Source organism: Flavobacterium sp. W21_SRS_FM6 (assembly GCF_052119645.1).
GTDB lineage: Bacteria > Pseudomonadota > Gammaproteobacteria > Enterobacterales > Alteromonadaceae > Paraglaciecola.
In genome coordinates, this window is sequence record NZ_JBGQOM010000005.1 from 338913 (window position 1) to 354591 (window position 15679).

Here is a 15679-nt window from a genome sequence, read left to right on the forward strand (position 1 = left end):
ACTTATGAGTCATGCTTATCCTAGAGATCTAATTGGTTATGGGCAATTTCCACCTGATCCAAAATGGCCCAATCAGGCTAAAATTGCTGTTCAGTTTGTGCTGAATTACGAAGAGGGCGGTGAAAATTGTGTATTGCACGGTGATGAAGCCTCTGAAGTATTTCTGTCTGAAATCATTGGTGCGCAAGCTTATCCTGATAGACATCTTAGTATGGAGTCTATGTATGAATATGGCAGTCGCGTCGGTTTTTGGCGCTTACATCGCTTGTTTGAACAGTATAAATTACCGATAACGGTCTTTGGTGTGACGATGGCTTTGCAACGAAACCCTGAAGCCGTGGCCGCTATGTTAAGTGCAAATTGGGAAATCGCCAGTCACGCCATGCGCTGGATCCACTTTCAAAATATGCCTGAAGCGCAAGAAAAGAAAATGATCCATGCCGCTATTCAGCTTCATCAGGCAATCACCGGCAGTAAACCCGCAGGCTGGTATACCGGCCGTACCAGCCCAAACACCTTAAAACTGTTGTCTGAGCGCGACGATATTCTCTACTGTGCTGACTCGTATGCTGATGATTTACCCTATTACGATACCCAACACGATAAACCCTTACTAATTGTACCTTATACCTTGGATACGAATGATATGCGCTTTGCTACGCCGCAAGGTTTTAATAGTGGAGAGCAGTTTTATCAGTACCTTAAAGACGCTTTTGATGTCTTGTATGCTGAGGGCGACGTTGCACCTAAGATGTTATCAATTGGTTTACATTGTCGTATCGTTGGCCGACCTGCGCGGATGGCAGCATTACAGCGTTTTATTGAATATGTGCAAAGCCATGACAGGGTATGGTTATGTACCCGGGAAGAAATTGCACGTCATTGGCAAGAACATCACCCCTTTGTTGCATAAAGTAAGGTAACCTTGATAAATAACTTAGGCTTTTGCTTGGGTTATTTTCTGTTGGCTAACGATCTTATGGCCGTGTATTAAGTGCCTTATCTTCATTGCTATTATGAGGTAAGGTGTTGCTTCATCGTAAATAATTAAGAATACCTCATGTTTAAAAAGTCACTATGTATTGTCAGTGTTGTCTTTGGCTTTAGCGTCAGTGCTGGCACGGTTAGTACGCTTGATCCTACGGTTGATTTTCAGGCTGTTCATCGTATTGGGCCTTCAATTTGGGCAAGCGGTACGCAGGGAGGTATTTTTCATAGTCAAGATAATGGTATTCATTGGCAGAAAGTTGCGGGCCCTGCAGAGACTCAGAGCCTGCAATTTCGGGATATTCAGCCCTTAGAAGATGGTTCAGTGGTAATAATGAGTGCGGGTGAGGGGGCAGCATCCCGTGTTTATCGCAGTGATAGCACGTTAGCTAATTGGCAACTTCAAGCACAAGGCATGGCGCCAGAGACCTTTTATGATTGTTTGCACTTTAGCTCTATGCAACAGGCTTGGTTATATGGTGATTCTGATAAGACAGGTTTATTTATTTTGGCCACTCAGGATGGCGGGGCAACGTGGCAAAGGCAAAGTCTACCTTTTGCGGCGCAAGCCAATGAGGGTGGTTTTGCTTCAAGCGGCACGTGTATAAATCAAGGGCAAAATAAAACTATCTATATCGGTACCGGCAATACCCAAAATCCGCGTATTTTAGTGAAACAAGAAAAAACTTGGCAAGTTATTGACACTCCTTTTGGTGGAGGCGAAGCCGCAGGTATATTCAGTGTGCAACAGAATGGACCATGGCTGTATGCCTTTGGTGGTAGTTTGAAAACAGAACAACAGCCTGCTGTAGCGAAGCGCTACAACCTAGATACGCATGTGTGGTATGACCTACCAATTGTTCCTCTCAAAGGAGCAATTTATGGCTCAGCGCTAATAACGACAAACAATACCACGCATGTACTAATTTCTAATCCTCAAGGCGTCAGCCTGTGGCAAGAAGACGCTGATACTTGGACCTCTTTGAGTACAAATAACATCTGGAGTTTAAGTTGTGATGACAAACTAGGCTGTGTGGGGGCTGGCAAAGAGGGGTTAGTCGAGCGTTTCACCTTTAATTAACGGGGTACGGGTTAACAACACAATGTTAGTAACACGAAACTTAAGATTTTAACTCTAATGTGGCGTGATGCATTGATGGTGAGTTATCAGGTTCGTCGGGTAGTTCGAAGACGGTATTGCGACCGCTATCTTTTGCTTGGTATAACGCCACATCGGCAAGTTTGATTAACTCTTCAAGTCGGCTTAAGTGATTAACATAGCCAGCCACACCAAAACTGGCAGTCACCGTAAGCGACTGACCATCATGAATAACGCGCAGAGCTTGAATGTCTTCCCGTAAGGTATTTGCAAGCCCAGTCGCTGCTACCTTGTTGGTATTCGGCAAGAATATAATAAATTCTTCTCCACCCCAGCGAGCTAAAACATCACTTTTTCGAACCTTATTTTTTAAGATTGAGGCTACTTTTTTCAGGACTGCGTCGCCCGCTGCATGGCCATGGTCATCATTAATTTTTTTAAACCAGTCGATATCCAGCAAAATCATCGACATGTTTTTGTGAAGTCTGAGATTTAAATGCCATTGGTTGTTTGCCACAGAGCTAAAAGCTCGCCGGTTATACAAAGCGGTTAGATGATCAAATTGAGCGTCTACTTCTGCAATTAGGCGAGCTTTATTCACTTCTTTTAAATCAAATGCCAAGGCTAAAGCAAAAATGAACATCTCTATCAGCATACCGATTTCAATACTGTGAAATAACATGGCATTGTATGAAATGATCCCCCACGTTGTTGCTGCCGAAATAGCCGCGCCACCAGCTCCCATTAAAACGGCGGGAATAAAAAATTGCACGACACGGTGGTTAGATTTAAAGGTTACAAACCCTAAAGATATAAAAACAACGACCAACAGTGAGGTTAATATCACTCCAATATGCACGGCAAGAAGTTGCTTACCGGTGATAAATAACGAACCGCCTATGATAATCAAAGCCGCATAAATCCAGATTTTAAGCTTGTATAAGCGGGGCGTGAATACCTTTAATTTAAGGAATTCAAAGCAAAAGGCGATTGCAAATATGATGTAAAAGTATAAAAAGATGATCATTGCCCAACTTTGGACATACAAATTATCCGGCCAAATATACTTAAATCCATGGCCAGTGTACGCAATGTTGAGGCTTAAAAAAGACAGTAGATACAAGGAGTAAAAGACGTAGCGAACGTCCTTTAGACCAACAGAAAGCGCGATGTTATAAATCAGCAATATAAAAAATGCGCCATATAGAAAACCATAGAAGTAGCTGGATAAAGCAACATTGTTTTGAACTAGACTCTCGTCGGTCAAATAAATAGGGATCAGTAGAGGATCGTTTGACTTAAAGCGCATAATCACATCGGTAGTGCCTGGTTCAAACACATATTGTTGCGTCATCATGCGGGTGCGATTTGGTCTTTCGGCAAAAGGCAATGTATCGCCAATTGAGTTTTGCTTCACTAGGGCGTTGTGGCGTATAAAATAAAAATCGCCGCGATCTAACCAAGCACTATCAATGTAAAACACTTTCTTAATGCTATCAGCACTAGAATTAGTTATTGATACTGACGCCCACACCACATCGCTGGTAAAGCCGAAACTGACCTTGCTATTTTGCTTTTGTGAAAAACTACTGAGTTGATATTGTTGAAAGACTTGTTCGAAAGTTAAATTTTCATCAGTCGATTGAAGGAAATCAAGGTGCTCATTGATGAAAAATTCGTCAGAAACTGCAGACAACTCAATAGTTTTGCTGATGCAGCAAAAACTAAAAAATAATAAAAACAAGCATGAATAACGAATGATATTCAACCTAACATACCGTCGATATTGTTAGATTATATCCTCAATGACCTTTTGTCTAACAACTATAAACAACACCTTAAACGATTAACACGTTTGGTTGGAAGGACACTCTGCAAACAAAGACAAAAGCGTCGTATTCAGTCACGGACTTACTTTCATGGTTGAGGTAAAAAAATGTAACTTTTTTGTTTTTTGAATCAGCTCAAGAAAAACTAGATATTTTTAGATTTGAAAAAGGCCTTAGATTCTAAGCTCATGACAATAAGCCCATCTTGATTTAATACTTGGTAATTCATGCAAACTAAACCAACTCCTGGCTTACTTTCTGTCAACCTACATTCGCTTACCGTGCTTTTCACATTTAGTATATAGCCTGGATAAACAGGGTGTAACCACCTGAGATTATTAATACCTGGCGAACCGAGTGAACCATGTTCTTCTGGCAAATTATCAATTAACATTCGCATAAACATCGACGCAGTGTGCCAACCACTTGCGCACAAGCCGCCGAATAAAGAGTGTTTTGCTGCTTCGTTGTCGAGATGAAAAAATTGCGGATCATATTTACCGGCAAATTCTTTGATTTCGGCTTCGGTCACTAAATAAGCACCAAACTGAGCTGTTTGCCCAGGATAAAAGTCTTCAAAGAACATATGAGCTCCTGTAGTTAATCAGATTGCATTCTGCAGGTTATCTACCTTAGCCGTCTTGAGATTTGCAAAAAAGGGCAGACTAAAGCAGATAATCGGACTTTAGATGTTCTGACCCTAGAGGGCCGGGTTTTGCTTATTTAATTAAAATAAACAGTTAGAAGCCGTGATAAGTAACAAAGTCTTTATTATCGGCTCGAGTAGAGCGAACATCATTGGCTGGAAAATTCTCGTCAGGGTAACCCATTGCGATACAAATCATAATGGCTTCATTGTCAGGAATTTGCGCATGTTGATGTACAACATCTGATTGCATAATACCTTGACCATTAATGACACAGCCAAGGCCAAGATCCCATGCCGCCAGTACTATGCCATAGGCTAAAGAGCCTAAACCAAATTGGGTGATACCCGCAGGCTCTAATGCTTTATCGTAAGTTAGTACCAATGATACTGGGGCATCAAACTGCCGAAAACCTCTCATCATCCAGTCCATGCGCTTTTCTTTGTCTTCTCTGCTAATTCCCATGACTTCAAACAATTGTACTGCGACATCGATTTGTCGTTGTCTGTGAATACCTTGATAGTCTTCTTTGTAGGGAAAATCCCGAACATTAGGTTTCCCTGCTAGCGTATTATTGGTATTACCCTCGCGGATTTTATCAAGAACCTCACCTGTAACAGCATGAATGCGCCAGGTTTGGGTATTGTAAGAAGAGGGCGCCCATTTCGCGGCGTTAATAACAGCATCAACGACCTCTTTAGTAACGGCTTGTTTACTAAAACCACGCACGCTTTTTCGTGATGCCGCAAATTCTGCAAAATTCATACACACCTCTTATTTTAAGTTCAAGAAAGCCTTAACTTTAAAGAGGGAAAATTATTTGTGACACTTTATCTTATCAATAGCCGTTAATTGATAAAATAAATGCAAAAGTAACCCGAACTCTGGATAAGAAGTGTCGTTATAACTTCAATTACAAACGAAAGATTAGCGGTTTCTACCCGAGCTGATATTCACTCGGTGACGAAAGTTTTGTGGATAGTAGGGCTGGATTTCGTACGAAATAGCTGACTATTGCTAGAAACCCCAGCGCTGCTAGGCGCAATAAGAGCGTTATTGAGAGCCGCGGCTCATCCAAAGTTCAGTAAGTAGGCAACCCAGCGTTAAACACAATATATGACTTGTTGAACTTTTATGTGCATGGTTGTAGCAGCCTGTATTTCAATGAGGCACCGCCGATGTTTGCAGGTTTAGTGGGCGACAAAAAAACGCGCTTCAGATAAACAAAAAATACACAAGGGCCGACTCACCTCGGTATTAAGGAAGGCTCTGTGCTTAGCCACCGCTCTTTATAGTTGACCATTACAGCAGTAGGACTGTTTTGGGTTTAAGATGCCGCCATTTTGCTTTTAAAGGTCAGCAAGCCCTAGAAAACGACAATGATTCCTTAAAAATTTATTAGGCTCTTACAATGAAAAGCGTTCGCGTAAAAAGTGCGCGATACCATCTTTATGATTGTGACCAATAACACCGCTTGCCGATTGTTTGACTTCGTCTCGGGCATTTTCAGGCGCATAACTTTCATCCGCTAAAGCAAACATGCTCAGGTCGTTATCACCATCGCCAAAACAAATAACGTTGCTGGCACCTAATTGCTTTTTTAAGTTTGTTACCGCACTACCTTTGTTAGCAAGACAGTGATGCACATCCATCCAACGATAACCTCTACCTTCAAGTGCTGGGCCTGAATAAGCAATTAAATTCGTATGGGTATTAAGTTCTTGCCACATCTTACTGATGATATCTGCTTTGCCAATCATACTGATATTGGTTACATGACTGTTGCTAGGTAGGGCATGTAAAGGTAGAAGCTTTGCATCAGTTTGAGAAAAAAACTTACGAATGAGTTCTCGCTCTACTTCGTGGCGTGTTTCAGCGTGGAAAATATAATGATGATGCTCAATTTTATTTGGCGCATCAATGGCGTTAACAAAAGGAGCGATACCTTGTGATAGGGCGCAATCGACAATGGTGGTGATTTCTGATTGACTGAGCAAATTTTCAAAAGTCAATCGCTGGACTTTAGGATCCCAAACGGTAACGCCATTATTGTATATTTGCGGTAAGTCGAAATAATGCCCATCTATGATGCGCTGAGCTGAAAGCATTGTGCGTCCGGTGGCTACCGTATAAGCAATATTTTTATCTTTTAGCAGGTTGAGGGTGTCTTTGGTAAATGTCGATATTTCAGATGCATCGTTTAACAGTGTGCCATCTAAGTCGAAAAAAATAAGATCCATAATAATTTCTACAGCTCGTGCGTTGAGGCGAAAAGGTTGCCTAGTTAGGGATTAGATGCAACAGCCATTATACGCATTAACAACCAAATTAGTTTACTCAGCTTATTATTTGCTTAGTGTTCGAGTTAAATTCAAACCTTCTCAAGTCTAAAACTAAAACAGGTCTAGCGTAGTCCTTAATAGCAACGTGGTGAATCTACCTATATTTAAAATCAAGCACTTAGGCTACATAATTCAGCATGATAGAATCTAGCACTTTGGCTCAGGAGCCGGCCAACAAACGCAAAGTAACAAGGGTTAAAGCTAAAAATAGCAGCAATACTTACAAAAAGTCCCAAACGGTTAAACTATTAAACGCTATAAACCAGAACAACATTTTTTGAATTTTTTACCACTGCCGCACAAACACACATCATTGCGTTGCTGCATGTATGGGCCCGAGTCTTGATGCATTTTACCAGAGGTGTAATACCATTTTTGGTCTTGCTGGATAAAATCAGACGTCTCATGCATCAGATAATACTGCGTTTCTACTTGATAGTAGGCTCGAAACTCTACCTTAGCCGTAGTCTGTTTTTGCTGGGTTTTAACTACCACTAAACGCAGCCATGCAGTGTCTGCCGCCCCCTGCGCGATATCATGTATATTCAGATGTTTTTGTTGCGCTTGTGCATAAGTGGCGAGAACATATTCGTAGTTTTGTAAGCGGTAAGCACAAAACCGCGAGCGCATTAAGGCTTCGGCGCTTTGGGCAACCTGTTTACCTGATAAAAGTGGCTCGCAACAAGAGCCGAAATCTTGCTCATTACCACAATAACAAGGGCTAACTAAAGACTGCATAAGGGATCTTCTAAAAACTCAGTTGCAGTATTTTAACTAAGCGAATTAACAAACAACAGCAGAAATTAGTGCAGATAATGCTTACCAAGGCCCTTGAACAATTTGCGCGCTGGTTTTTTTGTTGGGTAACAAATTGATTAACGTCACATTGTGCATAGCACAAAGCTGTTGAATGCGGTGATGGGCAATTTCATCGATACTAAGTTGTTCAACAAATAACAGGTTACATTGGCCACTAGTAATAATTTTTTCTAACCACTCTTTTAAAGTCACGGTTTGTGGTTTGGGTAACTTAATCACAAAGTCAGCTTTTTCATTGAATTGAATATGGTTAGCCAGTAAATAGGTCCACTTCTGTTGGTTTAGCCCTTGGCTTTGTAAACTAAACTGCGGCGCAACAATTTGTTGCACAACGGTGCTTCGTTGAGATTGGGTTGATAATGCATGTAACTTTGCCATAAGTTTACCTACTAGTGATTATTTATACAGTGGTTTTGTATACAGTAGTACTGTATAAATAATCATGCAAGTGTTTTTTTTGTTTATATTTGTAGGTTTTTAATACACTGTCATTTTTTACAATCGAATGTAATTGTTATAGATCAATGAGATAGCTTAATAGGGGGGCTGTAAATTTGTAAATATCGTGATTTGGCCATAATAGCCTCTTAACTTCAAATTTAGGTGTTAGCTGGCTTACATCATCGTTTAACATTATAAATTTGGTTTTCTACTCTCATAAGGCCCGCTTTGAGGGCAAGCATTATGAAAACTTGAATACGAAAGATGTTTACATCTGTCCGCCTAACAATGAGCCTCAATACCGCTGTGATACCACTGAAACGGGTACAGGAAGGAAGAAAGCTACGCATGTACTTTGATTGCTCCGCTTGTCGGGATTGTAAAATCCACTCTCAATGTACCCAATCTAAACGGGAGCCACGGAAAATATGTTGGCTTATAATATCAAACGAATGATGTCGATAATGGGAACACAGAACTTGATATCAGCAATAGAGGGATAATATCCCGTTATATGCGTTTAAAACCGCATTAACGGAAGCATTGGTGTGGCAAAGAGTTCTATACAAAATCATCAATATCGTAATCGCAATATGTTGATTATTTCAGTTAAATATATCTGAATACCATAGGGAGCCATATAATGGCTAAGATTGACGAGTATCAGCTGTTTTCACACAGTCTGGACCCAAAGCGGACTAAACAACTTATCTGATCGAACGGCAAAATTGAGATAGTGGACGCTCAGCAGCAAATATATCTACTCCAATCAGGCTGATTTGAAAATAAAATAACGATGTTGACACAACTATTCATGTATTTGTTTCGCGGATGCATTCGCATGGCATTCCAGCAACTTCTATGAGTACTCTGAACCAATAAACTTCGCTATAATTAAACCGAACAAGTGATTAGTAACAAAATAACCATCTGAAAAATATCAATTTTTCCACTAAAATATTCTTCGATTTCATGTTTTAAACAAGCATGTTATGTTGGTGTCTTCCTTATTTATCTCAAGTCGACAAATCGATAAACTATTAAAATTTTGGACATCATTTAAGTATCCAAATACCATCAGAACAGCAAGATAGCAAAATAAGGAAACAGTTTGTCAGGTCGCGGATTAACCCCAGCTCACCAAGGCTATAGATATCAAGATATTTTCACTGCTTTCTTTATGATGCGCTGCCTCACCGAGAGATATGAAAGTATTGCAGTAGACAAAAAGCGCTTCTTGGGAGACATATTTGATGACATACATATTCAACATGCAGATCGCTATTCTCACTACCAGATAAAGTCGAGCAGAAATAAAGCAAAACAATTTCAGATTTCTCAACTAATAATAAAGTCCTCCGATATTCGAATAGATTTATTGTTCGATAGCTTTCTTAAATCGGACAGCAAGAAAGATCTATACTTTTTATGTGCAACGTGGTTAGTCCCCTCTAATACTGACTTTTTAATTGAAGTTCCAACCACTAAAAGCATTCAAAATTCTTCAAGTGTGAACTTTAAGTTAGACGCCAATGCGATCTGGCCTAATAATGGCTTACCTTTATGGCAACCTTTGCAAAACGCGAAATATAATCGACAAAAATTTATAGAATTTTGTGGCGCTTTTACAATTGAGTTAGCGCTTCCGATTTCAAGTGAGAGCTTAAATGAACCAAGTGTTCTCGAACAAGATCTAATAAACTTGGTGAAAAGCAAAGTCGGTATTGGTTCATACCCAAATCAAGACAGAGACTCTATAGACTTTTCGGCTCTCGCTATTTCTTTAGCTAATTTGGCTAGAACTCAAAACGCTACTCATACACCAAAAAGTATTGAAATAGAACTTAGTTTAAGAACTGATTTTGGAAAAATAAATCAAAACTTCCCGGTAAATTTTGATGTTTTTATAAAAAGAGAAATATTCGATGAGTCTTTAATATCGAATATTAAAGAGTTAAAACATCAAATCGTTTTAGGTAGCCCGGGTGCTGGCAAATCTTGGAGTTTAGCTCAACTTTCAAACAAACTTGAAGACCAAGGAATATGTGTAGCAAATCATTATTGCTACCTTGAACCAGGAGATGAAGAACTCGAAAGAAGAGTAAGTACAGAAAGCTTATTCGCGAACCTACTATATGAATTATCAAACAAAATACCAAACTTAAGAGACAAACTTTCATCTAGATATTCATCCACTTTTGACTCCTTAAATGAAGCGATTGGAATTAGCTCTGAGTATGAAAATACCGTTGTCCTTATAATTGATGGTTTAGATCATATTAGTAGAGTTTTATCAGAATCCGAGCAATTGAGCTTAACAGATACTGACATAATTGGTCAGATTTGCAATTTAACTCTACCACACAATGTCATTTTGATACTAGGTTCGCAGCCTGGCAAACACTTAGATCGTATAAAAGAGACACTTGGACAGCGTATATGCATTAATGGAGTTCCGCCTTGGAACCAATTTGAAATCCAGTCTCTTTTGACTGCTTTAGAAGTCCAGAGCTTTTGCCATAACACTTTTAATCTGACGTTCAATAACGTAGTAGAGACTATTTTTTTAAAATCAGAGGGAAACCCTCTATACGCCACATTTTTAGCGAAGGACAACATTAATACGCGTTATATTAATACTAAACATGATTTGTATGATTGGATTGCTAAAAAGCCTAATCTAAATGGCAATGTAATTTCATACTATAAATATCTCCTTTCTAATATAGACGACGGGACTTTATTAATAGCAAACATTCTCGGATTAATAGATTTTGGCATTACCATTGAAGAACTTAAACAGGCACTACCGCTGCTTTCCCCAATTATTGATAGCAGTATTAAACACCTGTCACCCATCTTAACTGAGGTAACAGGCCAAGGCGGTGTGCGCATTTACCATGAGAGTTTTAGGCGCTTTGTTATTGAAAGCCAACCTAATAAAACTGATATAACTTTAATCCTACAGCCAATAACAAAGTGGTTTGTTGACCTTGGGTTCTACGAATCTGCAAAGTCTTATCGTTTTTTACTTGTCTTGCTAATACGACAAAAAGAAACTGACAAAGTTATTGAACTCGTTACAACTAACTTCTTATCAAAGAGCGTCGAATATGGTCACCCGGAAATTGCGATAGAGAAAAACCTAAATATTGCATTAAAGGTAGCCTCTCAAACTCAGAACTGGGCGTCACTTGCAAGGTTGTCGGAGTTAAAACGATCTTCACATACTTGCTTCGAAGAAAAATTACACGACCAATTGGATTACTGGGAAACATTCACTCAAGTTTTTGGTGCTGAACAAACCTCCGAGCGATTGGTATTTGATGGAAAACCAACGTTGCCACCAAGCCTAGGACTCGCTGTTTGCACTCTGATCGACGACGCTGGTTATGTTGCTCCATGGGGTGAATATTTAGTTAAAGACTCAGACGAACAAGAAAGCCAGCTCCAAGCCTCTTTAGGTAGCAAAGCTCATTACGACGAAAACTTTCAACATTCAATAAATCGGTTCAAAGGTTTAATTGCTACAAAAGGAAAATTATATGGTTATAAGAGGCTTATCAAGTATTTAGTAAAACAAAGAAAAGCTGTTAAAGAAGACTACATTCATGAGTTGATTAGTGCGTTGCAACCTTATTTTGGGGCTGAAATAAACCGCAGATTAGTAAATTTCTTCTCTCGAAGAAAATGTATAAATGCTAACACAATTATTGGTATTGCTCATTTGTGCAAAGCAGAGCGCATTTCTGATTATGAACGTGCAGATTATGCCAACCTAGCCGTTAATCGTTTAAATAGCCTAAGTAAAATAAAGCATTGCTTTATGCTAGGCGCCAATACAATACAATGTGAAAGTTTATCGAAAAAGCCCAATGCGATTCCTCTATCTATCGGAGATTATTCTCCTGAGTATGAAAACATTCTTGAGTGGTATCTGTCATTACATGTAAATCAGGAATATTTTGGAGAAGAGCTTGAAAGGATTAGAAAAGGAGGGAATTGGTATACCCAATGGCTGGAATTTTTACTAAGAATTGCAGAATATCGTGCATCTGATCTTAACGGTTCGATTTCAAATGTATTCAAAGTTATTTCTGTTAATACCGAGCCATTTAAAGGTAAACCACGAACCTGTGATTTGTACCGTGTTCAGGCTTTGATTATCGAGTCTATCATTGATGGCTTAAAGCTAACCCAAACAGAATACGAATTTGAAGAGTGCATTAGTCACATCAAGATTGCTATGGATGAAACAGGGACATCTTTGGACAGAAGTGATAGTGGACCGATACAAACAATAGCTCTGCTTAGACAATTACGTACGATAAGTCATATTAAGCATGCACAAAAGCCCATTTTAAAATTCTGTAAAGATATTAAGGAAACTACAGAGTCTTACGGTACGTATTTTGAGAGTCATGCAGAAATTGGTATGTCTCTCGCTTATCTACTCTCTTCATTTGGACACCATCAAGACGCTAAATCTGAATGGATGAAAATTGCTCAATACTTATGCGCTTACGGATGGCGAAAAGATGTAACTATCAACGAAATTTTAAATTCATTGCCCGCCATCACCAAGTCGAATTGGCAACAAGGAAAAAGAGCATTCTTAAAATCACTACCATTAGCTCAAGCATTGAGCAGACATACGGATGGTCGAGAAACAAAACATGCAATAAATTACTGGTTCTCTAGCCTTTGCCGTTCTAATTTAAAAGTTGCAATGGAAGTGCTTAGTACCACACTCCATAACTATGATGGTGGTGTGAGCTGGATTTTAGATAGAGCGACGAATAGCTTGCTTGATGAATACTTCAAGGATTCAATTACACCAGCAGCTTATCACGTTCTTTGTACCACTACAGACTTCAATTTTAGATATGAGGGGGATGCCAAAGAGAGAATATTTGAAGAGCTAGAAATTATTAGAAAATTTCATGATATAGACAAACAATTAGGTAAAAAATATTTTGAAAGTCTAGTTAAAAGGTATTTTAGTAGCACGTTCAAATACAGTGAAGAAGTTATTCCACTACTAAAAGGGTTTGCGAAAGAGCACGGATTAACTATTTCTAAAAAAGTTTCAGCTAAAAGCCAAAATAAAAAACCTACTACTTCAAAATCAATTAAGGGTATTGAATGCATTAGACTTAAGCTTACACCTAGACTTCATTTACCTTTGAACAACGAACTCTCTGCGAATAAAGACACTAATTTCAGAAGAATTATAAATTTCGTTACAGACAAAATGAATTCTAGGGGGCAATTCTGTTTAGATGCCTTTGTAAATTTCTTTGGCTATGCCCTTTATGAGTATTCTGAAGCTACTAGTGAACAACAAGCAGGCGAGTATTTAACAATGTTTGTTGAGAAGGCAAATTCCGCATACATGGCAGATTACCACCCAATCATTGACTTGGCTGAAGGGTTTAGCCGTTTTAATAAATGTAGCCTAGCATCTATCGCGTATACACTCGCTTATGTCTATCGGCGCGGCAATAGTGGATGGGGTAATATAGGTGATGAGCGCTCTGAGCATTACCTACTCAGTGCAATTGAGAATAATAAAGAGCTAGCACTTAAAGTATTTGCTAAAGGTGTAGGGCATTTAATTTCTAGTAATAGTTACAACCACGGTATTACAGAGGCCATAATTTGTCGATTATCGAGTATTGGATTGCACGATGATGCAAATATAGCGTGGTGGGCGGCATATGACGTCATCAAACATAGGTTACCCTTAACTGATGACAATGCATATTGCTGGTTGAACCTATCTCCTGTGAAAGAACCACGTTGCTGGTCTCGTGAAGAGGGTATCATTGCATTGTTACTAGCTAAATTAGACTCTCCATACATTGCAATCAAACATCAAACACTTTTAGCTATAAAAAGCTTGGTTGAAACTAGCGATATTAATCTAGTAAAGCCTCTAATGTGGTACTTATCAGAGTCAGCACTTATTTCATCCATTGAAGTATTAGTTGCAATGTTATTGCGATACGATTCCGAAACTTACTCAATATCACACGGTATAAAACCCTTACTACTGCTCTATGCGGACTCTCCATTTTGGATCATAAAAAATTCCTCTAGAGCCTTATTAAAAAAGCTGGGAATTTATGCACATCGGGAATTTAAAATTGATATTCCTAAAAAGCCTTTAGAAGCTAGGTACGTTAGACAGCTTCTTTCAATGGATAAATCTAGTAAAACATTTCTCCTAAGCTCTATGTGGAATAACTTCGCCCAAAATTATGCAGACGCACTCAACTTCAGATTGACAAGCTCTAAATTTAATAAAGAACAGTGGAAAGTGCGATTACATTTAGCTTATGGAGATAGAGGCGACTGTTATCCCGGTGTTCAAGTTTTAGGTTGGGATGAAGAACTGGCCGAGATTACCACGAACGAGGTCCTTAATAACTTAGCGATTGAGAGTCAAGAAATTCATGACCCAGATGAAGCTATTGAATTGGCTATATCCTTACTTCCAGACGTAGAGGTTTACATTGCCTGTCATGAACTTCAAAGCAATCGTGAAACCTATCCTCTTCCTATCGAGGTAAAGGACGCTAGTAAGAGTCGTGAATTATATTATCTTACCAGCGAGGGGAAATATAAGGGATGGGTTAGAGCTGCCTATGTAGAGCGGCAATGGATTTTCGACTCGAACAGTTTTTCAAATGAAGCTAAAGAAAAGATAACTATTCATTCTGCCTTAGCAATTGAACCTGAAGAGTTTCCAGCTCCGGAAAATGCACCGCCGATTTATCAAGTTGATGATATTCGGTGGGAAAGTAACATACTTGACGATATAGAGCTTCCAGTTGGTCTTTGTTTTGGTGTTGGTGAATACAATACCTTCCTGGGCAAAGTGGAGGTTTTAGTTCCGCATGCAAGCTTAATATCTGCTCTAAACTTGAGACCTAGTAATTTATTTACGTTACACGATGAAACAGGACAAGATGTCTTGATATTTCGTAATTGGCAAAAAATTCACGAAAAATCTTATGATACTGATGTAATAGAGTTAAAAGGAGCTGAAGTGCTCATGCATCCAAAGTTGATAGAAAAGATCAATAAAATAACGGATTGCAAAGTTATTCAACTAACAAGAAAAACTAGGGTAGACGTTTCCAATCCAGTAAAATAACGGAGAATTTAACTAGCCTGTAAGATATTTTGCGATCCGAGCTTGGGGCTAATATACGACTACTAAATGCGGGGTAGGCAGTTGCCCCGCTAGCTGTTTGATAATGTCTATTCCTTTAGTGCTATGCATCTTTCCATGTCCTTTACCTCAGTATCAATGCCGTTAGAACTGACAACTCATTTGGTCCGCTATGGGCGTGAAGCTGTTGTGCATTTACGCCAACTATTTGCGGAAAGCTAGGTGTAAGCTGAAGGGCAAATTTGTGCCAATTGGAGACTGATCTTCCCCCAATTTCATAGACACTCAGCTTGCCATTGAAAACAACTTTTCATATTCATCAGGTGATACATGAC

General features: G+C 39.2%; 9 protein-coding genes. 3 read left to right on the forward strand and 6 right to left on the reverse strand.

From position 1 onward, the window contains the following. Positions 1-4 precede the first annotated feature (4 nt). A complete protein-coding gene (puuE, locus tag ACEN2L_RS11180; RefSeq protein ID WP_441743747.1) occupies positions 5-913 on the forward strand; it encodes an allantoinase PuuE in 909 nt (302 codons plus the stop codon). A 147-nt stretch (positions 914-1060) separates the two neighbouring features. Further along, positions 1061-2068: a hypothetical protein gene (locus tag ACEN2L_RS11185; protein WP_441743749.1), complete on the forward strand. Its 1008-nt coding sequence runs from the start codon at positions 1061-1063 to the stop codon at positions 2066-2068. Positions 2069-2108: 40 nt separating this feature from the next. Here ACEN2L_RS11185 and ACEN2L_RS11190 read toward each other — a convergent pair whose 3' ends face one another. The 6 genes from ACEN2L_RS11190 to ACEN2L_RS11215 form a co-directional block, all read right to left on the reverse strand. After that, positions 2109-3782: a sensor domain-containing diguanylate cyclase gene (locus ACEN2L_RS11190; protein ID WP_441743751.1), complete on the reverse strand. Its 1674-nt coding sequence runs from the start codon at positions 3780-3782 to the stop codon at positions 2109-2111. 278 nt (positions 3783-4060) lie between these two features. After that, a complete protein-coding gene (locus ACEN2L_RS11195; RefSeq protein WP_441743753.1) occupies positions 4061-4501 on the reverse strand; it encodes a MaoC family dehydratase in 441 nt (146 codons plus the stop codon). Positions 4502-4655: 154 nt separating this feature from the next. After that, the gene (locus ACEN2L_RS11200) at positions 4656-5327 is read right to left on the reverse strand and encodes a nitroreductase (RefSeq protein WP_441743755.1); all 672 of its coding nucleotides are present in this window, start codon (positions 5325-5327) and stop codon (positions 4656-4658) included. A gap of 641 nt (positions 5328-5968) precedes the next feature. After that, positions 5969-6802: an HAD family hydrolase gene (locus tag ACEN2L_RS11205; protein ID WP_441743757.1), complete on the reverse strand. Its 834-nt coding sequence runs from the start codon at positions 6800-6802 to the stop codon at positions 5969-5971. Between the two features lie 357 nt (positions 6803-7159). After that, complete coding sequence (locus ACEN2L_RS11210) at positions 7160-7642, reverse strand: YchJ family protein (protein ID WP_441743759.1); 483 nt, start codon at positions 7640-7642, stop codon at positions 7160-7162. An 81-nt stretch (positions 7643-7723) separates the two neighbouring features. After that, a complete protein-coding gene (locus tag ACEN2L_RS11215; RefSeq protein ID WP_306022802.1) occupies positions 7724-8101 on the reverse strand; it encodes a hypothetical protein in 378 nt (125 codons plus the stop codon). A gap of 1174 nt (positions 8102-9275) precedes the next feature. Between ACEN2L_RS11215 and ACEN2L_RS11220 the strand changes: the two genes are divergently transcribed. After that, positions 9276-15326 (forward strand): ATP-binding protein, encoded by a 6051-nt coding sequence (locus ACEN2L_RS11220; RefSeq protein WP_441743761.1) that lies wholly within the window; start codon positions 9276-9278, stop codon positions 15324-15326. Positions 15327-15679: the final 353 nt, after the last annotated feature.

Coding starts and splice junctions, on each gene's coding strand:
- ACEN2L_RS11195 (WP_441743753.1), bottom strand. CDS start 4,501: ATGTTCTTTGAAGACTTTTATCCTGGGCAAACAGCTCAGTTTGGTGCT.
- ACEN2L_RS11185 (WP_441743749.1), top strand. CDS start 1,061: ATGTTTAAAAAGTCACTATGTATTGTCAGTGTTGTCTTTGGCTTTAGC.
- ACEN2L_RS11205 (WP_441743757.1), bottom strand. CDS start 6,802: ATGGATCTTATTTTTTTCGACTTAGATGGCACACTGTTAAACGATGCA.
- ACEN2L_RS11200 (WP_441743755.1), bottom strand. CDS start 5,327: ATGAATTTTGCAGAATTTGCGGCATCACGAAAAAGCGTGCGTGGTTTT.
- ACEN2L_RS11210 (WP_441743759.1), bottom strand. CDS start 7,642: ATGCAGTCTTTAGTTAGCCCTTGTTATTGTGGTAATGAGCAAGATTTC.
- ACEN2L_RS11215 (WP_306022802.1), bottom strand. CDS start 8,101: ATGGCAAAGTTACATGCATTATCAACCCAATCTCAACGAAGCACCGTT.
- puuE (WP_441743747.1), top strand. CDS start 5: ATGAGTCATGCTTATCCTAGAGATCTAATTGGTTATGGGCAATTTCCA.